This is a genomic window from Plantactinospora mayteni (assembly GCF_016862935.1).
In the GTDB taxonomy this organism is placed as follows: Bacteria; Actinomycetota; Actinomycetes; order Mycobacteriales; family Micromonosporaceae; genus Plantactinospora; species Plantactinospora mayteni.
Map to the genome: position 1 here is coordinate 136,106 of NZ_BONX01000044.1, position 25,185 is coordinate 161,290.

Sequence of the window (25,185 nt, forward strand, 5' to 3'; positions counted from 1 at the left end):
CGGCTCATCGGATCGCCTCCAGCAGGGCCCCGATCGGCACCTCGGCGTAGCCGAGTACCAGGGTCGGGGCGAGCCCGATGGCGAGGGCGAGCAGCACCAGCGGCCCCCAGGCGGCCAGCTCGGCCCCGTGCAGTCCCGGCGTCAGGGTCAGTACGGCCGGACTCGCCGGCCCGTGCGTGACCCGGCGCAGCAGCCGCAGCAGGTACGCCGCCGTCAGCGCACCGCCGAGCGCGGCCAGCACCGCCAGGGTGGTCCAGAGTGGGCCGCCCACCCGCCAGGCGGCCACCACCGCGAAGGCTTCGCCCCAGAATCCGGCCAGGCCGGGCAGTCCGAGCGAGGCGATGGCGGCGAAGCCGAGCAGCCCGGCGAGCCGGGGCGTACTCTCGCGCAGCCCGCCCAGCTCGGCCAGGGCCCCGGTGTGCGCCCGGTCCTTGACCGCCCCGGCGAGGAAGAAGAGCAGGCCGGTGATGACGCCGTGCGCGATGTTGCCGATCAGCGCCGCCTGGATGCCGGTGCCGCTCAGCGTGGCGATGCCGAGCAGCACGAAACCCATGTGCCCGACGCTCGAATAGGCGATCAGCCGCTTCAGCTCGCTCTGTGCCAGGCAGACCAGCGAGCCGACGATGATCGCCGCCACGGCGAGTATCCCGAGCACCGGAGCGGCCTCCCGGGCCCCCTCCGGCGCCACCCCGACCGCCACCCGGATCAGCCCGTACGTGCCCATCTTCAGCAGTACGCCGGCCAGGATCACGCTGCCGACCGTCGGGGCCTGGGTGTGCGCGTCCGGCAGCCAGGAGTGCAGCGGCCAGAGCGGGCTCTTCACCGCGAACGCGATCGCCAGCAGGATGAACGCCGCGATCTGGGTGCCCTTGGACAGGCCGGTGCCGCCGGTCAGCTCGGTCAGGTCGGCGGTGCCGGCGGCGGTGACCACGGTGAAGACGCCGACCAGCAGCAACACCGAGCCGAAGAGGGTGTAGAGGGCGAACTTCCGGGCCGCGTGCTGCCGCTCCTCGCCGCCCCAGATCGCGATGATCGCGTACATCGGGAGGAGCACGACCTCGAAGAAGAGGAAGAAGAGCACCAGGTCGAGGGCGAGGAAGGTGCCGAGGATGCCGACCTCGACCACCAGCAACAGGGCGACGAGGGTACGGCCCCGGCCCGGCGCCGGCACCCGCCACCAGGTGTACGCGCAGCAGAGCAGGGTCAGCAGCGCGGTCAGTACCACCAGTGGATAGGAGACCCCGTCGACCCCGAGCTGGAACCGCAGGTCGAGTCCGGGTACCCAGGTCAGGTCCAGCTCGTGCCAGGGGTGGACGCCGGGCGACTCGGCGGTCTGCGGCTGGTATGCCGCCCAGGTGTCGGTGGCGCCGACCGCCAGCAGTACGGCGAGCACCAGGGTCACCGCCGCGAAGCCCGTACCGGTGATCCGGGCGGCCCGGTCGAACCGGCCCGGCAGCACGGCGAGCACCGCCGCGCCGACCGCCGGCACCGCCAGCGTGGCGACCAGGCCGATCCCGCCGAGGGTCACGTCGCACCGCCCAGCGCCAGCGCGGCGGCGAGGCCGAGCAGCAGGGCGCCGCCGAGCAGCGCTACCACCGCCCGGGGTACCCCGGCCCGGTGCAGCAGCTCGATCCCGCCGCCGAGTCCGGCGGTCCCCCGGCCGGTCCCCTCGACCGCCCCGTCGACCAGCCCCTCGTCGGCGCGCCGGGCCAGCCGGCCGAGCGCCCGCACCGGGCGTACGACCAGGGCGTGCTGGACCTCGTCGAGCCAGAACGCCCGGGCGAAGGCCCGGCGCAGCGGACCCAGTCCGGTCGCCGGATCGGCGGCCGGGTCGGCCCGCCAGCGCCACCAGGCGAGCCCGGCACCCGCTACCAGCAGCGCCACCGGGATGATCACGAAGCTGTCCAGGTGCGTCTCGTCCAGCGCCAGCGCGTCCCGGAACGGGGTGACGAAGACGGCCAGCCCGAGCGCCACGCTCGGCACCGCGAGCAGCACCACCGGCCAGCGCAGCAGGCCGGGCGGGTCGTGCGGCGGGCCGGCCGGGGTGTGCGCGGGCGAACCGGCCGGCGCGTCGATCGCGGACGCCGGGCTGGCGTGTGCGGCCGGGGTGTCGACCGGATGCGTCTGGGCCCGGGAGGCGCCGAGGAAGGTCCGCAACAGCAGCCGGGTGGCGTACCAGGCGGTCAGCGCGACCCCGACCAGCCCGGCGAGCCAGACCAGCCAGCCCACCCAGGCCGGGGCCGGGCTGTCGTGGTGCCGGGCCGCCCGCTCGGCGACGACCAGGATGCCGTCCTTGCTCCAGAACCCGGCCAGCGGCGGCACCCCGGCCAGCGCGGCGAGCCCGATCGCCGTGCACCAGAAGGTGACCGGCATCGGCCGGCGCAGCCCGCCCATCGCCGACATCAGGTTGCTGCCGACGGCGTGGATCACCGCGCCGGCGGCCAGGAAGAGCAGCGCCTTGAAGGCGGCGTGGCTGAGCAGGTGGAAGAGCGCGGCCGGCGGCGAGCCGACCGCCAGCGCCCCGGACATGTATCCGAGCTGCGAGACCGTCGACCAGGCCAGCACCCGCTTGATGTCGTCCTGCGCGGTGGCGGCGAGCGCGCCGAGCAGCAGGGTGACCGCGGCCATCACGCCGAGCACGGCGAGCGCGGCCGGAGCCCGCGCGAAGAGCGGGAAGAGCCGGGTCACCGCGTAGATCCCGGCCGCCACCATGGTCGCGGCGTGGATCAGCGCCGAGATCGGGGTCGGGCCGGCCATCGCGTCCGGCAGCCAGGTGTGCAGCGGGAACTGGGCGCTCTTCCCGGCCACCCCGGCGAGCAGCAGCAGGCAGGCGGCGGTGAGCGTACCGGTGCTGAAGTCGTGGGCCAGCACGTCGGTGATCCGGAAACTGCCGGCCGAGACGCCCAGGATCACGATGCCGAGCAGGAAGCCGACATCACCGACCCGGGTCACCAGGAACGCCTTCACGGCGGCGGCGGGCGCCTCCGGCAGCCGCCGGTCGTGGCCGATGAGGAGGTAGGAGCAGATGCCCATCACCTCCCAGCCGACCAGCAGCATGATCAGGTCACCGGCCACCACCACCAGCAGCATCGCGGCGGTGAAGAGGCCGACCTGGGCGGCGTAGGGGGCGTACCGGTCGTCGTCGTGCAGGTAGCCGACCGAGTAGACCTGCACCGCCAGCGCGACCGTCGCCACCGCGACCGCGACCAGCGCGGCGGCCGGGTCCAGCCGGAGGGTGAGGGTGACCGACAGCCCGCCGAAGTCGATCCACTCGGCGCTCGCCTCGCTGCCCCGCCCGTCGAGGGCGACGACCAGGCCGATCGCCGCCGCCAGCGCCACCGCCGCGCCGCAGATGCCGAGCGCCGCCGCGCCGGCCCGGGACCGCTGCGGCAGCAGCAGTCCGACCAGGGCCAGTCCGAAGGGTACGGCCGGCAGCAGCGCGGCGAGCACCGTCGCGCCGCTCATCGGGCCGCTCCCGTCGCCGGTCCCGCCGACCCTGGCGGTCCTGCCGGTCCCGCCGTACCCGGTGATTCTGATGCTCCTGGTGCTCTCTTTGCTCCGGTCGCCGGTCCCGCTGTCGCGGCCGTGCCGGCGCGGGCCGGAGCCGACACGATCGCCTGCGGGCCGGCGTCCGGAGTGTGCGTGTCGAGGCGTACGTCGTCGACGGCGACGGTGCCGCGCAGCCGGTAGAGCTGGAGCACGATGGCCAGCCCCACCCCCACCTCGGCGGCGGCGATCACGATCACGAAGAGCGTGAACACCTGCCCGGTGAGCGGCAGCGGGGTGACCCCGTCGGCACCGGGGGCCGGAGTGCCCAGGGCCCTGTGCAGCGGGGCGGCGTCGGCGGTGACCAGCAGCAGGTTGACGGCGTTGAGCATCAGCTCGACGGCCATCAGCACCAGTACGGCGTTGCGGCGGCGGAGTACGCCGTACACGCCCAGGCCGAAGAGGAGGGCGGCGACGACGTACGGGATGGCGGGCCTCACTGCCGCCGCCCCGGAATCCGTACGCTGATCGCGATCGCTCCGACCAGCGCGGAGAGCAGCAGCACCGAGAGCACCTCGAACGGGAGTACCCAGGAGCGGAAGATCTCGGTGCCGAGCCGCTCGGCGGTGCCGGGATCCGGCAGGTCCACGCTGGACCACCGGTACGCGTCGACCAGCAGGGCGGCCAGGCCCAGCCCGGTACCGCCGCCGATCAGCGCGGCCGGCCAGCCGGGCCGGTCCAGGTCGTCTGCGGCGCCGATCGGTGCCCGGGTCAGCATCACCGCGAAGAGCAGCAGCACCACCACCGCGCCGACGTAGATGAGCAACTGCACCCAGGCGACCAGCTCGGCGGTGAGCACCAGATAGAGCCCGGCGACGGCGCCCAGGCAGACCACCAGGTAGAGCCCGGCCCGGACCAGGTGCCGGGTGGAGACCACGAGTACGCCGGCCCCGACCGCCACCGCACCGAGGGCCAGCATCAGCACGTCGGCGGCGGTCACGGCGGCTCCTCGTCGGTTCGGGAGCCGGAGCCGGGGCGGCGCCTGGCGTTCGGTGGCCCGGAGGACGGCTGGTCGGTGGCGGGCGGGGCGGCGGCCTTGCGCGCGGCGGCCTCCTCCTTGGCCGGCTCACCGTTCGGGTCATGCGCGGGCGGCGGCGGCACGGTCGCCATCCACTCCCCGAGGTGCTCCTTGTCGTGCAGCAGGTCCCGGATGTCGTACTCGGCGTATTCGAACTCCGGCGACCAGTAGAGCGCGTCGAAGGGGCAGACCTCGATGCAGATGCCGCAGTACATGCAGAGCGAGAAGTCGATGTCGAAGCGGTCCAGTACGTTGCGCTGGCGCGGCCGGGCCGCACCGGGGACCGCGACCTCCTCCTTGTGCGAGTCGATGTAGATGCACCAGTCCGGGCACTCCCGGGCGCAGAGCATGCAGACCGTGCAGTTCTCCGCCAGCAGCGCGATCACGCCCCGGGAGCGCGGTGGCAGCTCGGGGGCGACGTCCGGGTACTGCTGGGTGTGCGAGCGGCGGGTCATCGTCTTGAGGGTGACGGCCAGCCCCTTCGCCAGTCCCTCGCCCGGGATGCTCATGCCGGCACTCCGCTGCGCTGCGTGCCGCCACGAGACTCATCGGCGCTGAGCCTGACGATTCGCTCACTGCGCTCGCTCATGGGCCCATCCTGCCGTGTCGGCCGTTCCGGCGCGACCACCCCGGGCCAGTTGAAGCGGTACGGGCGCCTGTTCCCGTCAGCGGTCGGCACCCGTTCGACCGGCCGGGCCGAGCCGACGACGACGGACATCGTGGGTGGGGTCGGCGCGGCGGACCGCCGCAGACTGCTCGGGAGAGCACTGCGGAAGGAATCCGGGTACGTCTGGCGACATGGAGGGGACGGCGGTGGAACTCGACGCGCGAGAGGCACTGATCCTCAGCGGCCACCTGGACGTCGCGGCGACCGGTCCGCCGCTACCCCACGAGGTCGTCTGGACACGCCTGGTCGAGACAATCCGGCTGCATCGGATGATCGGCGGATTGTGTCAGGCGTGTGGCGAGCGGGCCGGTCCGGAGGGCCGGTGCTTCAAAGCCGCGATAGCGGTGGAATGGTGCCGGCAAAACCCGATGACGCTTTTCGATCAGTCCGCGTCCGGCGGTTCCTGATCGGCGTGTCGGGCTGCTCGGAAGGTTCCCGGGGTCGTGGAGTCGGTCCGTCGCGGCAACGACGGTCCGACTCCACGACCCCGGGAGCCCGGGAAGCCGAGTGACCGGCGCCGTCAGGCGAGGGCCAGCTTCACCCCGACGGTCAGCACGAGCTGGCCGAGCGCCACCGGGACCAGCACCAGCCAGCAGAGCCGCTGCAACTGGTCCTCGCGCAACCGTGGGTACGTCACCCGGAACCAGATGATCACGAACGAGACGACGAACACCTTGATCAGGGTCCAGAGCCAGCCGAGGTATTCGTCGCCGAACGGCCCCTGCCAGCCGCCGAGGAAGAGCACCGTGGTCAGCGCGGCGATCACCACGATGCCGACGTACTCGGCCAGCAGGAAGAAGGCGAACCGGAGCCCGGTGTACTCCGTCATGTACCCGAAGACCAGCTCGGAGTCGGCGATCGGCATGTCGAACGGCGGGCGGCGGATCTCGGCGAGCCCGGCGACGAAGAAGACCACCATCGCCGGGGCCTGCCAGAGCAGCCACCACGGCTGCCACGCCTCGACGATGCCGGGCAGGCTCAGCGTGCCGGCCGCCATCGCCACGCTCGCCGCCGCGAGCACCAGCGGCAGCTCGTAGCCGAGCAGTTGCGCCGCGCCCCGGATCCCGCCGAGCAGGCTGTACTTGTTGGCCGAGGCCCAGGCCGACATGAGTACCGCGACCACCCCGACGCCGACCACCGCGAGTACGAAGAACAGTCCGATGTCCAGCGGCTGCCCGACCAGGTCGTTCGGGCCGAGCGGGATCACCAGCAGGGCCAGCAGGTAGGGCACCAACGCCACCACCGGGGCGAGCCGGAACACCGCCCGGTCCGCCTCGCGCGGGGTGACGTCCTCCTTCTGCACGAACTTGACGCCGTCGGCGATCAACTGTGCCCAGCCGTGGAAGCCGCCCGCGTACATCGGGCCGAGCCGGCCCTGCATGTGCGCCATCACCTTGTGCTCGGCCTGCCCGACGACCAGCGGCAGGACCAGGAACGCCGCGACCACCCCGACGACCCGGACCAGCAGCTCCAGCCAGAGCGGCATCACGCACCCCCGTCGCTGCCGTCGTCCGCCGCCCCGGGTCCGTCCGCCGCCCGGCGCCCCTCGACCGGCGGACCCGAAGCGGGCGCGGGCGGAGCGGGCGCGGCCGGCGGAGCCGAAGCGGGCTCGGCCGGCGGGCCGGAGGCGGGCGCGGCCGGCGGACCCGAGGTGGGGCGCCGGGTGCGGGCCGGTCGGTCGGAGGCGGGAGCGGGGGCGGCGGAGACCGGTAGGGCGGCGGAGACGCCCCACTCGCCCGGCGCCGGTACGCCAGGTGGGCGCATCGCCTGCCGCCGGGCCGTACCAGCCCCGGACTCGCCCGGCTCCTTCGCGCCCGGCCACGCCTTGGCCACCCGGGAGGCGAGCACGAACTCCTTGCGCAGCGGATGCCCCTCGAACTCCGGCGGCAACAGCAGGGGCGCCAGGTCGGGATGGCCGGCGAAGTCGATGCCGAACATCTCGTGTGTCTCCCGCTCGTGCCAGGCCGCCCCGGGGAACAGGTCCACCACGGACCCGACGGTCGCGGCGTCCCGGGGCACCCGGGTCCGGAGCAGTATCCCGTGCCGGTGCCGGGTCGACCAGAGGTGCGCCACCACGTCGAACCCGTCGGCCAGCTCGTCGACGGCGGAGAGCCAGTCGAAGAAGTCGCAGGCCAGCTCGGTGTCGTCCCGGGCCGCCCGGACGGCGTCCCGCCAACTGCCGGCCGGCACGTCCACGGTCGCCCGGGCGTACCCCTGGCCGCCGGACTGCCCGACGGTCACCGATCCCCCGCCCGCTCCCGACTGCGGGGCTCGCAAACCCGGCTCACTCCTCGCGGTCACCTCCGCGTCCGCGAGCAGCGTGCCCAACCGGTCACCGACCTGTTCCGGGGTCATGTCCGCGATCCTAGGGCCATCTCCGGCCGTACCGCCGGGTCGCGGACCGGTTATTCGGCAACTCCCCGGCTACCGGGCGGGTCGGCGGGGAAGAATGACCAGGTGCGTGCGATTACCGTGACCCCGGGTCGGGCCGACTCGCTGCGGCTGGCCGAGGACTTCCCGGAGCCGAGCCTCGACGAGGGCGCGTTGCTGGTGGAGGCTGTCGCGGTCGGCATCTGCGGCACCGATCAGGAGATCATCCGCGGCGAGTACGGCGAGCCGCCGCCCGGCAGCACCGAGCTGGTGCTCGGGCACGAGTCGCTGGGCCGGGTACTGGAGGACCCGAGTGGATCGTTCGCCCCGGGTGACCTGGTCGCCGGGATCGTCCGGCACCCCGACCCGGTGCCCTGCCCCAACTGTGCCGTCGGCGAGTGGGACATGTGCCGGAACGGTCTCTACACCGAGCACGGCATCAAGTGCCTCCAGGGCTTCGCCCGGGATCGCTGGCGGATCTCGCCGAAGTTCGCCGTACGCCTCGAACCGGGGCTGGCCGAGCTGGGCATGCTGCTCGAACCGACCAGTGTGCTGGCGAAGGCGTGGGAGCACATCGAGCGGATCGGCGCCCGGTCCGCCTGGGAGCCGAAGCGGGTACTGGTCGCCGGGGCGGGACCGATCGGCCTGCTGGCTTCCCTGCTCGCCGCGCAGCGCGGCTACGAGTTGCACGTGTTGAACCGCTCGGCGAACGGTGAGAAGCCCGGACTGGTGGCGGCGCTCGGCGGGGAGTTCCACACCGGTACGGTCCCCGAGCTGGGCGTCGAGTTCGACATCGTGCTGGAGTGCACCGGCGCCCCGGCGGTGGTGCTGGACGTGATGTGCCAGGCGGCACCGAACGGGATCGTCTGCCTGACCGGCGTCTCCTCCGGCGGCCGGACGATCGACTTCGACGCGGGCGCGCTCAACCGGGCGCTGGTGCTGGAGAACAACGTGGTCTTCGGCACGGTCAACGCGAACCGTCGGCACTGGGAACTCGCCGCCGCCGCACTCGCCGCCGCCGACCGGGACTGGCTGGCCAGGATGATCACCCGCCGGGTGCCGGTCGACCGGTACGCCGAGGCGTACGCTCCGCAGCCCGACGACATCAAGGTGGTCCTCGAGTTCCCGCACTGACCGGCCGGGTCCGGTTCAGCGCGCAGCCGGGGCGAGTGCGGAGACGGCGGCGGCCATCAGCCGGAGCAGTTCCTCGTCCTCGCTGACCTGCCCACTGCTCCAGCCGTTGTCCCGGGCGGTGTGCCGGCGCGGCCGGGCCTGCTCGGCGCGGAGCAGTGGCAGCGCGGCGGCGGCCGGCGGGCCGATCTCGGCCCAGCGCGTCGCCACCACCCGCCGGGTGTGTACGTTTCGTTCCCAGACCCGCGCCAGCACCGGCAGCACGGCCTCGGCGTCGCCACCCACCCGCCACACCGCCCCGGCCGCTCGCAGGTGCAGCCAGCCGTGTGGGTCCGGCCGGCCGAGCAGGTCCCGCAGCCGGGGCAGCCACTCGACGGCGGCCGGGCCGATCTCGGCGATCTCCTGGGCCGCGTCGGCGGCGTCGTGATGGTCGCCGGCGAGGAACCGGCCGAGCACCGGAAGCAGGGGTGCCGGATCGCCGGTGATCCGGTGCAGCACCGAGGCGGCGGCCAGCGCCGGCCCGCGCTCCGGGGCGTCGAGCAGCGGCCGGAGCACCGGTACGGCGTCCCGGGCAGCCGGGCCGAGCCGGCCCAGTTGGCGGATCACCCACCCGTCGGTGGCCAGCGGCAGCAGCTCGGGCAGGGCCGCCGCGCCGGCCGGACCGAGGCTGCCCACCGCCCGGGCCAGCCCGCCGCGCCGCTCCTGGAAGTCCCGCTCCGTCGGGGAGAGCCGCCGCAACTGCCGGCGGAGCAGCGGCAGCAGCTCGACGGCGGCCGGGCCGAGCCCGCTCAGCGCGGCACCGACGTCCTTCGGCGGCTCGTCGCGCTCCAGCGCCCAGCGCAGCGGTGGCAGCGCGCGGAGGTCACCGAGCCGGGCGAGCGCCGACAGGGTGCCGCCGACCGTCGGCCCGTGGCTCGGCCAGACCATCACCCAGGCCGGCAGCCCGGCCGTGCTGTTGTACGGCTCCTCCCGCGCCGTTCCGGACACGGCGTCGGCGAGCGCGTCCGCCGCTGGCCGGTTCAGCTCGCCGAGGTGTACGAGGGCTCGGGCCGCCGCCCGGGAAAGCTTCGGCTGCGGCTCCGCCAACTGCCGCCCGACCAGCGCGACCAGTCCCCGGTAGTCGCCCCGCCAGCCGTCCACGAGCTGACCGGCGGCCGGCAACGCGTCCAACCGGCGTTCCCAGTCGGAACCGTCCAGCAGTGTGCCGACCAGCCGGATCCGGTCGTCGACCCGGTCGCCGAGTGCCCGGCTCAGGCTGCCGACGGCCGGCCCGAGCCGGGCACCCTGCCGGCCGGCGTCGGCCCGCTCGTGCAGTACCCGGACGGCGCCGATCAGGGTGTCGGTGCTGAAGCCGGCCGGCTCGGGTGCGGGGGACGGCTCCTGGTATGCCCCGTCCAGCAGCGCCAGGGCCCGGGGCACCAGGTCGGCCGGCAGCATCCTCGGCGCTCCCGCGCTGACCGAGGTGAGCGCGGTCAGCCGCAGGGCCGACCCGGCCGAGTTGTCGTCGACCAGCTCCAACAGCCAGGTGGTCGCCGCCCGCAGGCTCGGCTCGGGCACGCTCGGCAGGTGGCCGGCGGCGGCCCGGCGGACCAGGGTGCCGACCGCCTCGACCAGCGCGGCCCGGGCCTCGCCGTCCGGCTCGGCGGGCAGCCGGTGCCGCAGGGTGTCGAGTATCCGGGGCGCCTCGGCCCGGCACACCAGCAGCGCCTCCGGCACCGCCCGGCGTACCGCCGGATCGGGGTCGGTGAGCAGGTCGAGGAAGACCGGCAGGCCGTCGGCGACCGCCGTCTCGGCCCGGCGGTAGTTCTCCGCCCAGCCCGCCTCCTCGTCGTCTTCCTCGTCGTCGCGGCTCGCCTCGGCCGACCGGACCAGCTCGTCGGGATCGTCGACCTCGGCGCCGCCGATGCTGGCCAGCAGGCTCACCACCGGGCCCCGGCCCGGCCCGCCGTGGGTCACCACCTCGAAGAGGTACGGCACGCAGGCGACCGTGCACGGATAGACGTCGCCCTGGTGGTGCACGGCGCCGTACATGCCGTCGAGGGCGACCTCCCGGGTGGCGGGGTCGGCCGAGACCAGTCCCCGGAGCAGTTCGGGCACCTCGGTCGCCGGCCCGTACGCGTGGGACATGCCAGCCCAGTCGATCTCGTCCAGTCCCGCGAACACGCCGCCCCCCGGTGCCGGTCCCCGCCCCGACGACCGTCGCCGGGACGCGGGGCGGAGCCTATCGACCCCGACCGACGAAACAGCCCCCGCACCGGAGGTCGGGCCATCCGGTGCTGGCGTCGCGGCAAGCTGCCTCGGCCTACCGCACTAAAGCCCCGGCAGTTCGCCGTTGCGGAACAGGTCCACGAAGATCTGGTGGTCCTGCCGGGCCCGGGCCCCGTACGCGTGGGCGAAGTCGACCAGGTGCGCGACGAACCCGGCCTCGTCGGCGGCGACCACGGCCACGATCGCCTCCTCGGTGGAGAAGTCGACCAGGTCGTGGCTGGACTCGTCGTCGGCGACCGAGTGCATCCGGGCCACCGCCCGGCCCAGGTCGCCGAGTACCCCGGCCAGCTCCTCCGGCTCGTTGACGTCCGACCAGTCCAGATCGGCGGCGTACGGGGAGACCTCGGCGACGAGCTGGCCGTGCCCGTCCAGCTCGGTGAAGCCCAGCCACGGATCGGCATGCGCCTGCAACGCCCGCTGCGACTCGGCGGTCCGGTGTCCCTGGTGCCGGAAATAGCTCCGGACCCCGTCGTCGGTGACGTACCGGGCCACCGCCGGCACCTGGGCGCGCTTCATGTAGATCACGACGTCGTTCTCCAGCGCCTGGGTGTGCCCCTCCAGCAGCAGGTTGTACGACGGCAGCCCGGCCGAGCCGATCCCCACGCCCTTGCGGAGCACCACGTCCTTGATCTGCGTGCTCACCGGACGTTGCTCGGCGGTGGCCGGCGGCAGCGTACCCAGGTAGTGCGCGAAGGCGGCCACGACGGCGGCCCGGACGTCCCGGTCGACCTCGTAGACCCCGTCGCCGATCGAGAACCGCCGCTCGTACTGGTCGACGGTGGTCTGCTGGGCGAGCAGGTCGACCCGGGTCCGCAGCCGGGCCTGCTGGAGTACCCGGCGGAGCACCCCGTCGGCGTTGTCCAGCCGGATCGACCCGATCGCGTCGTCCCCGCCGCTGGCGATCGCCCGCAGCTCGGTCAGGTACGCGGTGGCGAACCGGGTCACCAGGTCACCGATCGCGGAGTCGGAGAGCGCCTTGCCGTACCCGAGCAGCGCCACGCTGGCCGCGAAGCGCTTCAGGTCCCAGGAGAACGGCCCGACGTACGCCTCGTCGAAGTCGTTGACGTTGAAGACGAGTTGCCCGGAGCCGTTCATGTACGTGCCGAAGTTCTCCGCGTGCAGGTCGCCGTGGATCCAGACCCGGCTGGTCCGGCCGTCGAGGAACCGCTCGTCGGCGAAGTCCTCGGCGAGGTCGGCGTAGAAGACCGAGGCGCTGCCCCGGTAGAACGCGAACGGCGACGCGGCCATCTTCCGGAACTTGCGCCGGAACGCGGCCGGGTCGACGGCCATCGACTCGCCGAACTCGGCGATCAGGACGTCGACCAGCCATTCTGCCCGACGACCGAGGGTGCTAGCCATGATCGCAGGCTAGTTCCGCTCCGCCACCTACGACGGTGGTCAGGCTTACCGACGCGCCGTGGCGCGGCCAACCTCCGGCCTGCGCGCCCACCGATCAGTGCCGGGACGGGCCGCCTACGGGGTCAGGGCCGCCTACGGGGTCAGTGCCCGGACGGGCCGGCTACGGGGTCAGCGCTGGGACGGGGCGCCGCACCGGGTCACTGCTGCGCGGCTGGCGGCGGCACCGGCGGCGCGGTGAGCGACTCGGTGCTCCGCCCGACCGGCGGGCCGACCCGGTCGGCCGGCGAGGCCAGCTCGTCGGGGCGGGCCACCCCGCCGAGGCCGGAGTGCTCGGCAGCGATCTTGTCCTGCAACCGCAGGATCCCGTGCAGCAGCGCCTCCGGGCGCGGCGGGCAGCCCGGCACGTAGACGTCGACCGGGATGATCTGGTCCACGCCCTTGGTCACCGAGTAGGAGTCCCAGTACGGCCCGCCGCAGTTGGAGCAGGCACCGAAGGAGATCACGTACTTCGGCTCGGGCATCTGGTCGTAGAGCCGCTTGATCGCCGGGGCCATCTTGTCGGTGACCGTCCCGGAGACCACCATCAGGTCGGCCTGGCGGGGGCCGTGCGCGAACGGGATCACGCCGAGCCGGATGAAGTCGTGCCGGCCCATGCTGGTCGCGATGAACTCGATCGCGCAGCAGGCCAGCCCGAAGTTGAAGACCCAGAGCGAATAGCGCCGGCCCCAGTTGAGCACGAACCGGATCGGTTCACCGAGCACCGCGGGTAGCTGCACGGCCGGCCTCCTTCCCGTCGCCCACCCGACAGTGAACCACAGGACCGGGTACCACCGGACCGGCGCCGACCCGCTATCCGGCCGACCGCAGCATCTTCAGCATCTGGTCGATCTGGGCGGTCCGGGACAGGTCGATCCGCTGGGCCAGGTCGCGTACCTCCGGATGGACGCCGGACTTCGTCTCCATCCGGGCCAGTTCGACGGCGCTGTGCTGGTGCCCGATCAGCAGGTTGAGGAAATCCGTCTCGAACGTCGCCCCGCTGTTCCGGGAGAGCGTCGAGAGCTGTTCCGGCCCGAGTACCGGCAGCCCGCCGTGGTCGGCGTGCGCGTTCGCGTCCGGATCCGCCGAGGTGCCCCGGCCCCAGCCGCGCAGCCAGGCTCGCATGGTCTGCTGCTCCGCCTCCTGGGTGACGTCTATCGCGGCGGCCAGGATCTTCACCTCCTCCCGCTGCGCACGCTCGGGCGCCAGCCGGACCAGCGCCAGCCCCTGACCGTGCGAGGTCACCATCATCTGGAGGAACATCACGTCGGTGTCGTTGAAGGCGCCGCCGGGCGCGGTCGCCGCCGGGGTGGCGCCGGTCGGGGCGGGTGCCGGCCCGGCGACCGGGGCGCCGGTCCCGGCCGGTGCGGGCGCGCAGCCGCCGAGCAGCAACAGCGTCGTGACGATCAGGGTACGGCGGAAGCGGTTCATCAATCGTCTCCAGGTACGGCCCCGGGAGCGGACCGGTGGCGGATACGGACCCGCAGGGGGTACGGGTCCGTATCCGCGAACGGGTGCGTCCAGGCGGGCGGGCTGGCGTCAGACGCGCTGCCAGAGCGCCGGCACGTTCGGCGGTTCCCAGCCGGCGATCGCGGTGTGCGCCTGTATGCAGCGGTACGTCGCGCCGCCGTAGGTCACCTGGCTACCGACCTGGTACGCCGTACCGGCCTGCCAGGTGCCACCGGCCGGCGGTGCGGTGGTCGGCGGCGGGGTGGGCGGGTTGGTGGTGCGGGTGGGCGTGGGGGTGGGGTTCGGGTTGCCTCCGCCGCCGCCGATCTGGAGGTCGACGCAGACGTAGAAGGCGTTCGCGGTGTCGGCGATGTTCCAGATCGCCAGCAGCTTCTGCCGGCCGCTCCGGCCACCCATGTTCACGTTGTGCGAGACGGTGGCACCGGGCTGCCGCCCGCCGTCGTCGAAGAGGGCGATCCGGGAGCCGCCGATGTAGTACTCCCAGGTGCTGGTGGCGTGCCGGGCGGTCAGTACCCAGTTGAAGTTCACCGTCTGCCCGACCGAGGTGGCCGGCCAGGGCCGGCTGTCGTCGTTCAGCACCGCGAAGTGCCCGATGTTGGCGTGGCAGTTGCGCAGCCCCTTCGGGCCCTCCACGCTCTGCGGCTCCCACTGGATCTGGCCGCAGTCGAACGACACCGCCCGCTGCGCGCAGAGCGCCTGCCGGCTCGGCGGCGAGGAGATGTAGCCGTGCGCCTGGGCGGCCTGCGGGGCCACGAGGAGGGCGGTGATGACGGTCGCCGCCGTCGTCACCGCCAGGACCACGGTTCTTCGCATCGTGGGCTCCTTACTTCATCGGGAAGGTCTCCTCAACATAAAAGAAAGATTGTTAACAGTAAATAGCCAGCGGCACATTCGTCGATGGATTGCCGGCAGCGAGCTGCCGGCCACCGGAGCGTCCGGCCAGCAGCCGGGGCGAGCGTCCGGTCAGCAGCCGGGCCGAGCGTCCGCTCGGTAGCCGGGGCGCTGGAGCAGGCCGAGGAACTCGGCCAGCAGCCGTTCCCGGACCGCGATCGGTGCCGCGTCCAGCAGGGTGTTCACCGGTGCCATCCGCTCCGGCGGCCGGCCGGCGGCGGCCGGGTCCAGGCCCAGCCCGGCGGCCACCCCGGCGACCAGTTCCGGGGTGAGCAGCTCCGGGGTCAGCACGCCGAGCGTCTCCAGCAGCTCGGCGGGCAGCTCGACCGGGCCGGCCGACCGGGCGTCCGCCACCGCTTCCCGCAGGTCCGCGCCGAACTCCGCCACCCGGGGCGCCACCGAGGCGGTCACCGACAGGTGGATGTTGGCCGGCAGACCGGCGTACGAGAGCTGGGGCTGGGTGTGCCAGCCGCGCCGGGTCAGCTCGTCGGCGAGGACGAACAGGTCCAGCCCCGGGTCGGTGCCGGTGAAGCAGACCACCGTCGACTCCGGTTCGGCGAGCAGCCGCAGTCCGTCCACTCCGGAGACCGCGTCGGCCAGTCCGCGTACCGCCGTGAGGGTCCGCTCGGCCAGGGTCAGGTAGCCGGCGTCGCCGAGGTATCGCAGCGTGGCGTACGCGGCGGCGACCGGGCCGCCGGACCGGGTGGACGAGAGCACCGGGTTGACCATGGTGTAGCCGGGCCAGCCGGCGAAGGCGAAGTACTGCGACCGGCGCAGCTCCGGATCGCGGTGCAGCAGGATCGAGACGCCCTTCGGGGCGTACGCGTACTTGTGCAGGTCCACCGAGATCGAGGTGACGCCGGGCAGGCGCAGGTCGAACGGCGGCACCGGTACGCCGAGCCGGCGCAGATAGGGCAGCGTCCAGCCGCCGAAGCAGGCGTCCACGTGGCAGCGCACCCCGGCCACCCGGGCGATCTCGGCGATCTCGGCGACCGGATCCACCACCCCGTACGGATACGACGGCGCCGAGCAGGCGACGAGTACGGTCTCCGGGCCGATCGCCGCGGCCACGTCACCGGGCTCCGGCCGGAGCGTACGCGCCGAAACCGGCACCTGGTCCAGGGTGACCCCGAGGTAGTGCGCCGCCTTGGCGAACGCGGCATGCCCGCTGGTCGGCACCACCAGCCGGGGCCGGGTCACCTCCGGCCGGGCGTCCCGGGCCGCCTTGACGGCCAGGATCAGCGACTCGGTGCCGCCGCCGGTGACACTGCCGACCACCTCCGGTGCCGCCGTGCCCGGCCCGGCACCGAGCAGTTGGGCAGCCGCCCCGACGAGGACGTTCTCCAGCGCCAGCAGGGACGGGAAGGCGGTCGGGTCCAGCCCGTTGACGTGCGCCGCCAGCGCGTACGCCGCGTTCGCCAGCTCGTCCAGCCCCGGTACGGCGGAGTCGTAGACGTAGGCGAAGAGCCGGCCGCCGTGCGTCGGCAGGTCCGCGGCGCGCAGGTCGCGGAGTTCGGCCAGCACCTTGTCCGCAGGTACGCCCACCGGCGGCAACGCCTCGATCATGGCGGCCACCGTAACAGTCGAAACATCGCGCACGAGCCCGCTAAACCCGCAGACCACGGCACGATTCCCTGCCGTCATCCCGGCCCGGCGCGCGGGCGGCGCGCAAGATCGTGCTACTTCCCGGAAGTAGTGGCCCTCAACGCAGACGGGTTCAAACCCCGTTGCAACAACCACCTGAAGCCAAGGCGCATAGACGCCACAACTTCCCTGATACTGCGTGATCTCCTACCGGCGGGGCGGCGCCGCCAGGCGGTCCGGGGTGAGGTTGTAGTGGCGCATGGTCAGCGGGGCGAGGCCGACCAGCAGGGCGGGCAGCACGGTGAAGCCGACCAGCACGCCGGCTCGGGCGGAAACGGACTGGGCCGCCGCCTGGCCGGTCGACGAGGAGACGTAGCCGGAGAGTTGCAGTACCAGGCCGTAGATGCCCGGCCCGAGGGCCAGCCCGAAGGTCTCGCCGGCCGTCCACACCCCGGTGAAGACCCCGGCCTGGCGGCGGCCGGTACGCGCGGTGTCGTACGCGATGCAGTCCGGCAGCATCGCCAACCCGAAGACCTGCTGGCCGGCGTACCCGCAGCCGATCGCCGCGACGACCAGATAGACCGCCGGGGCCGGCAGCACCGGGGCGGCGACCAGGGCCAGCGCGCCGGCCGCGAAGAGCAGCGACGCCACGGTGAACGCCCGGGGCTTGCCCAGCCGGGCGCCGGCCCGACTCCAGAGCGGCATCACCAGCAGCGCCGGCCCGACGAAACACCCGAAGAGCAGCGTCGGCCCGGTCTCCGGATCGCGCAGCACGTGTTCGGCGAAGTAGTTGACCCCGGCCAGCACGGTCGCGATGCCGGCCGCCTGGACCACGAAGCAGACCAGCAGCAGTCGGAACGGCCGGTTGGCGGCGGCGACCGCGAGCTGGGCCCGCAGGCTCGGCTCGCTGGCCATCGCCACCCCGGTCGGCGCGGCCCGGGTGCCGAGGAACGCGCCGACCGCGCCGACCGCGATCAGCACCGCCACGAAGAGCCCCAGCCAGCGGTGCCCGGGTATGCCGTCGCCACCGGCGCTCACCACCACCGGGGCGAGCGCGCCGGAGACCAGGATGGCCAGCGCCAACACCGCCACCCGCCAGGTCATCAGCCGGGTTCGCTCGGTGTAGTCGTCGGTCAACTCGGCCGGCATGGCGACGTACGGGACCTGGAAGAAGGCGAACGCGGTCGCGGTGAGCAGGAACGCCAGCGCGACGTACCCGGCGGCGGCCGGGCCGGGCGGGAACGGCGCCGCGAAGATGGCGGCGAAGAGGACGGCCAGGCCGAGCCCACCGCCGAGCAGGTACGGCCGGCGGGCGCCCCAGCGGGACCGGGTCCGGTCCGAGATCCGCCCGGCGACCGGGTTCACCAGTACGTCCCAGGCTTTCGGCAGCAGCACCAGCAGGGCGGCCAGCCCGGCGGCCACCCCCAGGGTGTCGGTCAGGTACGGCAGCAGTACCAGGCCGGGCACCGTACCGAAGGCGCCGGTGGCGAGCGAACCGAGGGCGTACCCGGCGTGTACCCGGCGGGGCAGCCCGGCCCGGGGTGGGGTGGCGGCGGAGTCGGCGCGAGTGCCGGGCACGGCGTCCATGGCCCGGGAACGTACGCGAAGGTGGCCGGTCGACGTATCCGCCGACCGGCCACCCCGGACACCCGGGTCAGGTCAGCGCTGACCGCCCAGGTACATCGCGTTGAAGAGCAGCCGGTACGTGCCGTGCGACTGGGCCCGGTGCTGCGGCTTGAAGCCGAGCAGCACCACCTGGCCCTGGCCCACCTTGGCGGTCACCACGGCGCCCTTGCCGCCGATGACGTCCTCGCCGAGCAGGAAGCCGCTCTTCAGCACGTTGCTGGTCGGCCAGGTGGCCGCCACCGAGACGCCCTTGGCACCCTCGGTCACCTCGAACGCCGGGCCATTCGCCACGAACGCCGAGGCGGTCGGGGCGAAGCCGGCCGCGACCGGGTCGCTGGCGTCGACGTTCAGGTTCAGCACCGAGCCGGGGATGTTGAACTCGGTCTCCTCGACTCCGGCGGTGAAGTCCTTGACCGGTACCCCGAACGCCTGGATCGGCAACTGGGCGGCCCGGTTCAGCGTGACCACGGTACCGCCGGCCTCGACGAACGCCTTGAGGTTGGCGATACCCGCGTCGGTCATCCCGCCGGTGTACGCGTCCGGCAGCGAGCCGGCCGCCCGGCCGTTGCGCATCGAGTTGTAGGTGGCGTCGGGCAGCACGATGGTGTCGTACCTCGCCCGCAGGTCACCGGCCCGCACCTGCGCGTTGGTCAGCTTGGCGTACCCGAACCGGAACTGCTCCAGGATCAGCCGGGTCCAGCCCTCGTCGTAGTTGTTGAAGCCGTCGTACAGGCCGATCCGGGGCGCGGCCAGCGCCGTGACGCCGGCCGGCTTGGCGTCCACCGCCGCGACGCTCAGGCCCAACTCGGTGGCGAGCGCGGTGACCCGGTCCCCGGTGTCCCGGCCCGCCTTCACCAGGAAGGTGCCGGCCGGCAGCTTGCCGGTGCGGGTGGTCACCTCACCGGTGCTGCGCGACACCTGCTCCCCCGCCGCCAGCAGCGCGTTCACCGCGGTCGCGCTGTCGTTGACCCGCGGGTCCAGCGCGTACGCGTGCTTCGGCGCCCCGGCCACCACCCCGGTCGGCACCTTCGGCCAGCCGACCTCGCTGGTGCTGACCCGTACGTTCTTGTCCAGCTTGTCGACGGTGACGCCCATCTGGAACGACAGGGTGTAGCCGGTGATGTCGTACGGCGGCTCCAGCGGGCCACCCGGATAGAGCCGCCGGTCCGGGTAGACCTGCGGGTTCAGCAGGTCCAGCACGGCCGCCCGGTAGGGCTGCGCCTCCCGGACCAGGTAGGAGCCGGCCGGGTAGGTCCGCTTGCCCACCTTGAACGAGCTGAGTGCCTGCTCGACCCGGATGTTGTTCCAGCGCAGCTTGTCGACCAGCTTGGTCGCGGTCGGGAAGTCCGCCTGGTCCGCCGGGATCACGTAGGTCACGCCGGCACCGTCCCGGGCGCCATCCCGGGCCATCTGGTACGCCCCGTAGAGCCAGCCCTCACGGTCGTCGCTGGCCAGCCGGAGCATCGCCCAGGAGGCGGTCTTGATGTAGTCGCAGCTCTGCGACAGGTGCCACTCGCCACCCTGCCACGGGCTCGGGTAGAACACCGACGGCTTGCTGGTCGAGGTGCCGTCGGCGAACGTCGCCGGGAAGTCCTTCGGGTCGTACACCCTCGGGGTCGCCGAGGCGTGTGCGGTCTCGGTCAGGATGCCGACCTGGTTGTGGTAGTACGGCGCGGTCCGCGCGCCGCCGTTCCACCAGATGTCGTACGACTGCCGGGCCAGCGCGCCGCCCTTGTCCTCGCGCTCCAGCCGCTGCCCCATCGCGTCGCCGACCAGGTTGACGCCCCGGACCACCTGCGGGTGGATGTTCGGGTTCAGCGGGTCCTCGAACGGCGGGATGCTGATCCGGGCCGGGAAGACCGCCGTCTGGTGCACGTTGTGCATCACCTGCGGCAGCCACTCGTGGAAGAGCTGCTTGCCGACGTTCTGGGTCTCCTGGAGGTTGAACATGTACCAGTCACGGTTGTTGTCGTGCCCGGCGTACTTCTGGTAAAGCTCCGGGTAGCCGGCGTCCTGGTAGGGACCGCCGAGGTTCTGCCGGTACCACTCGGCGACCTTGGTACCGCCGTCCGGGTTGGTGTTCGGCACCAGCAGCGTGATGACGTTGTCCCGGATCTCCCGCGCCTCCGGCGTCTCACTGGTCACCAGGTCGTACGCGAACTGCGGCGCGGTCTGGTGCCCGGCGACCTCGGTGGAGTGGATGCCGAAGTCGACCCAGGCGACCGCCTTGCCGCTCTGCGACAGCCCCCGGGCCACCGACTCGGAGAGCCCGTCGCCCTGGGAGAGCCGCACCGAGGTCTGCCGGTAGCGCTCCAGGTTCTCGGCCTTGAGGTTCTCCTCGGAGGAGACGACGGCCATCAACTGCGGCCGGCCCTCGCTGGTCTTGCCGATCTCGACCAGCTTCATCCGATCGCTGGCCTGGTCCAGTTTGCGGTAGTAGTCGGCGATCTGCTCGTAGGTGGCCAACTTGTAGTCGGTGCACGGCGCCCAGCCGAGCACCGACTGCGGCTTGGGTACCCGGCCGGCAGCGGTGGCCCCGCCGGCGCTCGCCGTGGTCAGCAACGGCGTGCCCAGCAATGCCACCGCGACCGCGGTCGGCATGGCTATTCCGGAGAGTCTTCGGTTCACCAGCAAACCCCTTCATTCGACGATGTACGACGGAAAAGGGTCCGGCAGGGGCGGCCGCGCCAACTCGGATGATGTTGATCTAACGCCCGCCACCGCAGCTCACGGAACATCGAGGCAGGGAAATTGAGCCAATCTTGAGTGTCTCGGCATTCCGCCCCGCTGTGTTCAGCCGGGTCGATGCGGGATGATCGCAGCGGCTGGTACGACAGATTAGGAGCGGCCGGCATGCGGATCCTGTTGGTCGAGGACGACGCCCGGGTGGCCGGTGCGATGGCCGCCGCCCTGTCCCGGCGGGGTTACGACGTGGAGCGGGCCGGTACCGCCGCTGCCGCGCTCGCCGCCGCCCCCTGCGACCTGGTGCTGCTCGACCTGACCCTGCCGGACGGCGACGGGGTGGAGGTGTGCCGGTCACTGCGGCAGCGCAGCGCACAGCTCGGCATCATCGCGGTGACCGCGCGCGGCGAGGAACGCGACCGGGTGATCGGGCTGCGGATGGGTGCCGACGACTACGTGGTGAAACCGTTCTCGATGGCCGAACTGGAGGCCCGGATCGTCGCCGTGCTCCGCCGGGCCCGGGCCGGCGCGCCCCGGCCCGAGGTCGTCGAGGTCGGCCCGATCTGGATCGACGTCGCCGCCCGGCTGGTCACCGTACGCGGCGGCGCGGTCGCGCTGACCCGCAAGGAGTTCGACATCCTGGTCTCGCTGGCCCGGCAGCCGGGCGTGGTGGTGCCGCACGAGCGGATCGTCCTGGACGTCTGGCCGACCACCGGCGCCGCCCGGCACACCGTGGAGGTGCACGTCGGCTCGCTGCGCGGCAAGCTCGGCGATCCCGACCTGGTGCAGACCGTACGCGGTGTCGGCTACCGGCTCCGGGCCGAGTGACCGGAGTCCGTCCGTGCGCCGCCGCCTGGTCTTCAGCTACTCGTTGCTCATGATCCTGGTCCTGCTCGCCCTGGAGACCCCGCTGGCGATCACCCTCGCCAACCGGGAGACCGAACGGATCCGGGCGGACCGGCTCGCCGACGCCAACCGGTTCGCCTCGCTCTCCGGCCCCGCCCTGCGTACCGGTGCGGTCAGCGCGATCAACGATGAGTTGCAGCGCTACCAGGAGCTGTACGGGATCAGCGCGGCGGTGATCGACCGGGAACGCCGTCAGGTGGCCGCCCCCGCCGGCCCGCGCCTGGACACCGAACTGATCGACAGGGCGATCTTCGGCGCCCTGGCCGGCCGGCAGATGACCGTGCCGGAGGTGCTCTGGCCCTGGCAGGTCGGCCCGCTGGTGGTGGCCGTACCGGTGAACGACGGCGGTGAGGTGATCGGCGCCGTCATCACCGTCTCCGCCACCGAGCGGGTACGCCGGACCGTCACCATCTGGTGGGCGGCGCTGGCCGCCGTCGGGCTGCTCGCCGTCTCCGCCGGGGTGATGACGGCGTTCCGGCTGGCCGGCTGGGTGCTCCGCCCGGTGACCGTACTCGACGTGGTGACCCACGACATCGCGGCCGGCGACGGCAAGGCCCGGGTACCGACCCAGCAGGGTCCGCCCGAGCTGCGCCGGCTCGCCACCAGCTTCAACGAGATGGCCGACGCGGTCGCCGACGCCCTGGAACGGCAGCGGGCCTTCGTCGCGCACGCCAGCCACCAGCTCCGCAACCCGCTGACCGCGCTGCGGCTGCGGGTCGAGGAACTCGGGCCGAGCCTGACCGACGAGTACGGCCGCGACGAGCACAAGCTGGCACTGGAGGAGACCGACCGGCTGGCCCAGGTACTCGACGGGCTGCTCACCCTGGCCCGCGCCGAGCGCGCCCAGCACACCATGGTGGTGGTGGACGCGGCGGCGGTGGCCCGGTCCCGGGTCGCCGCCTGGCAACCGCTGGCCAACCACCGGGGCATGACCCTCACCCTCGATCCGGTGACCGGCCCGGTCCCCGCCCGGGCGGTGCGTACCGCCGTCGACCAGGTGCTTGACGCGCTGATCGACAACGCGGTCAAGTTCGGCCACCCCGGCGGCCGGGTCGAGGTCTCGGTGCACCGTGCCGACGACGGCGTGGTCGTCCGGGTCACCGACGACGGGCCCGGGATGACCGGTGCGCAGCTCGAATCCTCCACGGAACGCTTCTGGCGGGCCCCGGACACCCAGAACATCGACGGTGCCGGACTCGGCCTGACCATCGTGGCGGTCCTGGTCGACGCCTCCGGCGGTCGGCTCGCCATGCGCCCCGCCGAGCCGACCGGACTCACCGCCGACGCCTGGTTCAGGGCCGGCGAGGCGTGAGCGGTAGTGGTCAGGGCCGGCGAGGCGTGAGCGGTACCGGTCAGGGCTTGTGCCGGCTGGTGGTCGCGGGCGGCGCCCGGGTGCAACGCCGGTTACGGGCCGGCGAGGCGTGCAGGTGGCGCTCAGGGCTTGTGCGTCTGGTAATAGCGAGCGGCGCCGGGGTGCAGCGCCAGCGGGGTGGTGGTGATCGCCGACTGGACGTTCAGCCGAGCGGCGGCCGGATGGGCGCTGCTGAGTTCGTCCCGGCGCTGCATCAGCAGCCGGGTCACGTCGTAGACGAGCTGCTCCGGCATGCTGGTGGCCACCACCAGATAGTTCGGCACCGCCACCGTGGTCACCGGCGCCGACCCGTACGCCGAGGCGGGGATGTCCCGCTGGACGTACACCTCGCGGTAGGACTGGCGCAGCGGCTCGACCCACTGTCCGAGGTCGACGAAGCGGGCCCGGGTCTGGGCGGCGAAGTCCGCGACCGCCTTCACCGGCAGGCCACCGGAGAAGAAGAACGCGTCGATCTCGCCGGCCCGCAGCGCGGCCACCGAGTCGTCGATGCCGAGCCGGAGCGTCTCGGCCAGCTTGTCGCCGACCTTGGCCACGTCGAGCAGGCGTTCGGCGGTGACCGCGGTGCCGGAGCCCGGCGCGCCGATCGCCACCCGCTTGCCGCTCAGGTCGGTCAACTGCCGGATCGGCTGCTGGGTCAGGGTGACCAGGTGCAGCAGGTCGTCGTAGACCCGGGCGACGGCGCTCAGCTCGGCGCCCTGGCCCGGCTCGGCGGCCAGGATGTCGGCCTGGGTGAAGCCCAGCTCGGCCCGCCCGGTGGAGACCAGCGAGACGTTCTCCGCCGACGCGGCGGTCACCACCACGCTCGCCGTGACGTCCGGCAACTCCCGGTTGAGGATCCCGGCCAGGGACTGACCGACCGCGTAGTAGACCGCCGTCGCGCTGCCGGTCGCGATGCGCAGCCGGGTCGGCTCGGCCGGCTCCGCGGTGCAGCCGGCGGTGGCCGGCAACGCGATCGTGACCACGACCAGCGTCACGGCGAGCGTGCCGAGCCGCCGACCGGGCAGTCCCCGGCCAGCGCGTCGGTGCCACCGTGCCCCGCCCACCCCACCACCACCCCGGCGATGATCGACACTCAGCGCAAATTTTGCTCAAGCCTTCAACGGATGTCTACCGCCTGGGCGCGGTAACGGCCACCGTTGAAAGTAGTTGGTCGTCGCGAATACGGGGGGCGACAGAGATGGTCTGGAGCACCGGGGCGTACGCCTCAACGCGGCCGCCCCTACGGCCGTCCGGCAGTACCAGCCTGCTGGACCGGACGTCGCTGGCAGACGCCTTCGAGGCGGCGTGCCTGATCAGGTGCATCCAGGTGGAGGGGGTGCGGCAGCCGACCACCATGGTGGCCGAGTTCAGCTCGGAGGCTGCCGCCACTCGCCTGGCCGAGCTGCTGGCCCGGCTCGGCACACCGGCCCGGTCGGAACGGATCACCGCCGGCGTCCGCCGCCGCTACGAACTGCACCGGCTGCACCTCACCGAGCCCGGGCAGCCCGCCGTACTGTCGATGGGCTGGCGGCAGGGGCGGACGGCCCTGCTCGACCCGGCCGCCGTCGGCGCCTCCGCGCCCCGGAACGCCCGCCGGCAGGCGCTGGCCGCCGCCGCCTGGCGCGCCGCGCTGCTGGCCGCCGGCCGGCACGTCCGGACCACCATTCTCGGGGTACGCATCCGCGACACCGAACTCGCGGCGGTGCTGGTACGCAGCGCCCAGTTGCTCGGCTCGCCGGCCTCGGTCGCGCCCCGCTCGGGGTGCCTGCTGGTGACCGTGCCGGGCGGCCCGGACAAGGAACGCATCCTGCGCCGCAGCGCCCAGCCGGTCCCGCTGGCGAGCTGACCGCCGGCCGGGTCACGCCGGAACCGACCGCCCGCCCGGCGACGCGAGTCCTCCAGATGGCGATGCTGCTCGACCCGCCCCGGCCGAGCCGGTCAGCCGGATCACCGGGCTCAGTCGGTCGGCTCCCAGTCGGTCGGTTGCCAGTCGGCCGCCGCCAGGTCGACTCCGGCGCCGCGCAGCGGGGTGCCCTCGGCGCGCAGTCGAGCCCGGGCCTCGTTCTCGTGCCCCGGTGGCAGCCGGCCGGTCGAGTTGACCACCCGGTGCCAGGGGACTCCGCCACCGTGCCGAGCCATGATCGAGCCGACCAGTCGGGCCGACGCCCGGCCGGACCGGTCGGCCAGGTGGTCGGCGATCGCGCCGTACGACATCACCCGGCCGGGCGGGATCCGCTCGACCAGCGCGAGCACCTCTTCGACGTACTCCTCGGGCGTCAC

22 protein-coding genes are annotated in these 25,185 nt (G+C 73.2%); 5 read left to right on the top strand and 17 right to left on the bottom strand.

Features of this window, described 5'->3' with window-relative positions; translation table 11 throughout:
- Positions 1 to 4: 4 nt before the first annotated feature.
- Genes Pma05_RS29270 through Pma05_RS29290 form a run of 5 tightly spaced genes read right to left on the bottom strand, consistent with a single transcriptional unit; the run spans position 5 to position 5,073 of the window.
- Positions 5 to 1,528 (bottom strand): complex I subunit 4 family protein, encoded by a 1,524-nt coding sequence (locus Pma05_RS29270; protein WP_203860698.1) that lies wholly within the window; start codon positions 1,526 to 1,528, stop codon positions 5 to 7.
- A complete protein-coding gene (locus tag Pma05_RS29275) occupies positions 1,525 to 3,465 on the bottom strand; it encodes an NADH-quinone oxidoreductase subunit 5 family protein (protein ID WP_203860699.1) in 1,941 nt (646 codons plus the stop codon). Before Pma05_RS29275 ends, Pma05_RS29270 begins: the two co-directional genes overlap by 4 nt.
- Positions 3,462 to 3,986, bottom strand: a complete 525-nt coding sequence (nuoK, locus tag Pma05_RS29280; RefSeq protein ID WP_203860700.1) for an NADH-quinone oxidoreductase subunit NuoK — start codon at positions 3,984 to 3,986, stop codon at positions 3,462 to 3,464. The genes Pma05_RS29275 and nuoK overlap by 4 nt, the downstream gene beginning before the upstream one ends.
- On the bottom strand, positions 3,983 to 4,486 hold the full coding sequence (locus Pma05_RS29285; protein WP_203860701.1) for an NADH-quinone oxidoreductase subunit J family protein: 504 nt from the start codon (positions 4,484 to 4,486) through the stop codon (positions 3,983 to 3,985). The genes nuoK and Pma05_RS29285 overlap by 4 nt, the downstream gene beginning before the upstream one ends.
- The gene (locus tag Pma05_RS29290) at positions 4,483 to 5,073 is read right to left on the bottom strand and encodes a NuoI/complex I 23 kDa subunit family protein (RefSeq protein ID WP_203860702.1); all 591 of its coding nucleotides are present in this window, start codon (positions 5,071 to 5,073) and stop codon (positions 4,483 to 4,485) included. Before Pma05_RS29290 ends, Pma05_RS29285 begins: the two co-directional genes overlap by 4 nt.
- Before the next feature lie 304 nt (positions 5,074 to 5,377).
- Here Pma05_RS29290 and Pma05_RS29295 point away from each other — a divergent pair, with 304 nt between their 5' ends.
- Complete coding sequence (locus Pma05_RS29295; RefSeq protein ID WP_203860703.1) at positions 5,378 to 5,638, top strand: hypothetical protein; 261 nt, start codon at positions 5,378 to 5,380, stop codon at positions 5,636 to 5,638.
- Positions 5,639 to 5,751: 113 nt separating this feature from the next.
- Here the strand turns inward: Pma05_RS29295 and nuoH are convergent, their stop codons facing one another.
- Both nuoH and Pma05_RS29305 read right to left on the bottom strand, forming a co-directional pair.
- Positions 5,752 to 6,717 carry an NADH-quinone oxidoreductase subunit NuoH gene (nuoH, locus tag Pma05_RS29300; protein WP_203860704.1) on the bottom strand — a complete coding sequence of 322 codons (966 nt, stop codon included), beginning with the start codon at positions 6,715 to 6,717 and terminating at the stop codon, positions 5,752 to 5,754.
- Positions 6,717 to 7,586 carry an NADH-quinone oxidoreductase subunit C gene (locus Pma05_RS29305; RefSeq protein ID WP_203860705.1) on the bottom strand — a complete coding sequence of 290 codons (870 nt, stop codon included), beginning with the start codon at positions 7,584 to 7,586 and terminating at the stop codon, positions 6,717 to 6,719. Before Pma05_RS29305 ends, nuoH begins: the two co-directional genes overlap by 1 nt.
- A 102-nt stretch (positions 7,587 to 7,688) precedes the next feature.
- On the opposite strand from Pma05_RS29305, the gene Pma05_RS29310 reads away from it, so the two are divergent.
- Complete coding sequence (locus tag Pma05_RS29310) at positions 7,689 to 8,735, top strand: glucose 1-dehydrogenase (RefSeq protein ID WP_203860706.1); 1,047 nt, start codon at positions 7,689 to 7,691, stop codon at positions 8,733 to 8,735.
- Positions 8,736 to 8,750: 15 nt separating this feature from the next.
- Here Pma05_RS29310 and Pma05_RS29315 read toward each other — a convergent pair whose 3' ends face one another.
- From Pma05_RS29315 to Pma05_RS29350, 8 genes are all read right to left on the bottom strand, one after another.
- Entirely contained in the window at positions 8,751 to 10,895 is a 2,145-nt protein-coding gene (locus Pma05_RS29315; RefSeq protein WP_203860707.1) for a thioesterase domain-containing protein, read from the bottom strand.
- A 147-nt stretch (positions 10,896 to 11,042) separates the two neighbouring features.
- Positions 11,043 to 12,359 carry a DUF2252 domain-containing protein gene (locus tag Pma05_RS29320; RefSeq protein WP_203860708.1) on the bottom strand — a complete coding sequence of 439 codons (1,317 nt, stop codon included), beginning with the start codon at positions 12,357 to 12,359 and terminating at the stop codon, positions 11,043 to 11,045.
- A 197-nt stretch (positions 12,360 to 12,556) separates the two neighbouring features.
- Positions 12,557 to 13,135 (bottom strand): NADH-quinone oxidoreductase subunit B, encoded by a 579-nt coding sequence (locus Pma05_RS29325; RefSeq protein WP_203860709.1) that lies wholly within the window; start codon positions 13,133 to 13,135, stop codon positions 12,557 to 12,559.
- A 73-nt stretch (positions 13,136 to 13,208) separates the two neighbouring features.
- On the bottom strand, positions 13,209 to 13,826 hold the full coding sequence (locus Pma05_RS29330; protein ID WP_203860710.1) for a DUF305 domain-containing protein: 618 nt from the start codon (positions 13,824 to 13,826) through the stop codon (positions 13,209 to 13,211).
- Positions 13,827 to 13,934: 108 nt separating this feature from the next.
- Positions 13,935 to 14,678: a lytic polysaccharide monooxygenase gene (locus Pma05_RS29335; RefSeq protein ID WP_203860711.1), complete on the bottom strand. Its 744-nt coding sequence runs from the start codon at positions 14,676 to 14,678 to the stop codon at positions 13,935 to 13,937.
- Positions 14,679 to 14,828: 150 nt separating this feature from the next.
- Positions 14,829 to 16,322, bottom strand: coding sequence for a pyridoxal phosphate-dependent decarboxylase family protein (locus Pma05_RS29340; RefSeq protein ID WP_203860712.1), 1,494 nt, complete (start codon positions 16,320 to 16,322; stop codon positions 14,829 to 14,831).
- 225 nt (positions 16,323 to 16,547) lie between these two features.
- Complete coding sequence (locus Pma05_RS29345) at positions 16,548 to 17,927, bottom strand: MFS transporter (RefSeq protein ID WP_203860713.1); 1,380 nt, start codon at positions 17,925 to 17,927, stop codon at positions 16,548 to 16,550.
- Between the two features lie 72 nt (positions 17,928 to 17,999).
- Complete coding sequence (locus Pma05_RS29350) at positions 18,000 to 20,594, bottom strand: M14 family metallopeptidase (RefSeq protein WP_203860714.1); 2,595 nt, start codon at positions 20,592 to 20,594, stop codon at positions 18,000 to 18,002.
- Between the two features lie 225 nt (positions 20,595 to 20,819).
- Between Pma05_RS29350 and Pma05_RS29355 the strand changes: the two genes are divergently transcribed.
- The gene (locus Pma05_RS29355) at positions 20,820 to 21,476 is read left to right on the top strand and encodes a response regulator transcription factor (RefSeq protein ID WP_203860715.1); all 657 of its coding nucleotides are present in this window, start codon (positions 20,820 to 20,822) and stop codon (positions 21,474 to 21,476) included.
- Positions 21,477 to 21,489: 13 nt separating this feature from the next.
- A complete protein-coding gene (locus Pma05_RS29360) occupies positions 21,490 to 22,866 on the top strand; it encodes a sensor histidine kinase (protein ID WP_203860716.1) in 1,377 nt (458 codons plus the stop codon).
- A gap of 122 nt (positions 22,867 to 22,988) precedes the next feature.
- On the opposite strand, the gene Pma05_RS29365 is transcribed toward Pma05_RS29360, so the two are convergent.
- Positions 22,989 to 23,930, bottom strand: a complete 942-nt coding sequence (locus Pma05_RS29365; RefSeq protein ID WP_203860806.1) for a TAXI family TRAP transporter solute-binding subunit — start codon at positions 23,928 to 23,930, stop codon at positions 22,989 to 22,991.
- A gap of 173 nt (positions 23,931 to 24,103) precedes the next feature.
- Here Pma05_RS29365 and Pma05_RS29370 point away from each other — a divergent pair, with 173 nt between their 5' ends.
- Positions 24,104 to 24,751 carry a hypothetical protein gene (locus Pma05_RS29370; protein WP_239313315.1) on the top strand — a complete coding sequence of 216 codons (648 nt, stop codon included), beginning with the start codon at positions 24,104 to 24,106 and terminating at the stop codon, positions 24,749 to 24,751.
- Between the two features lie 110 nt (positions 24,752 to 24,861).
- Here the strand turns inward: Pma05_RS29370 and Pma05_RS29375 are convergent, their stop codons facing one another.
- Complete coding sequence (locus Pma05_RS29375; protein ID WP_203860717.1) at positions 24,862 to 25,185, bottom strand: MGMT family protein; 324 nt, start codon at positions 25,183 to 25,185, stop codon at positions 24,862 to 24,864.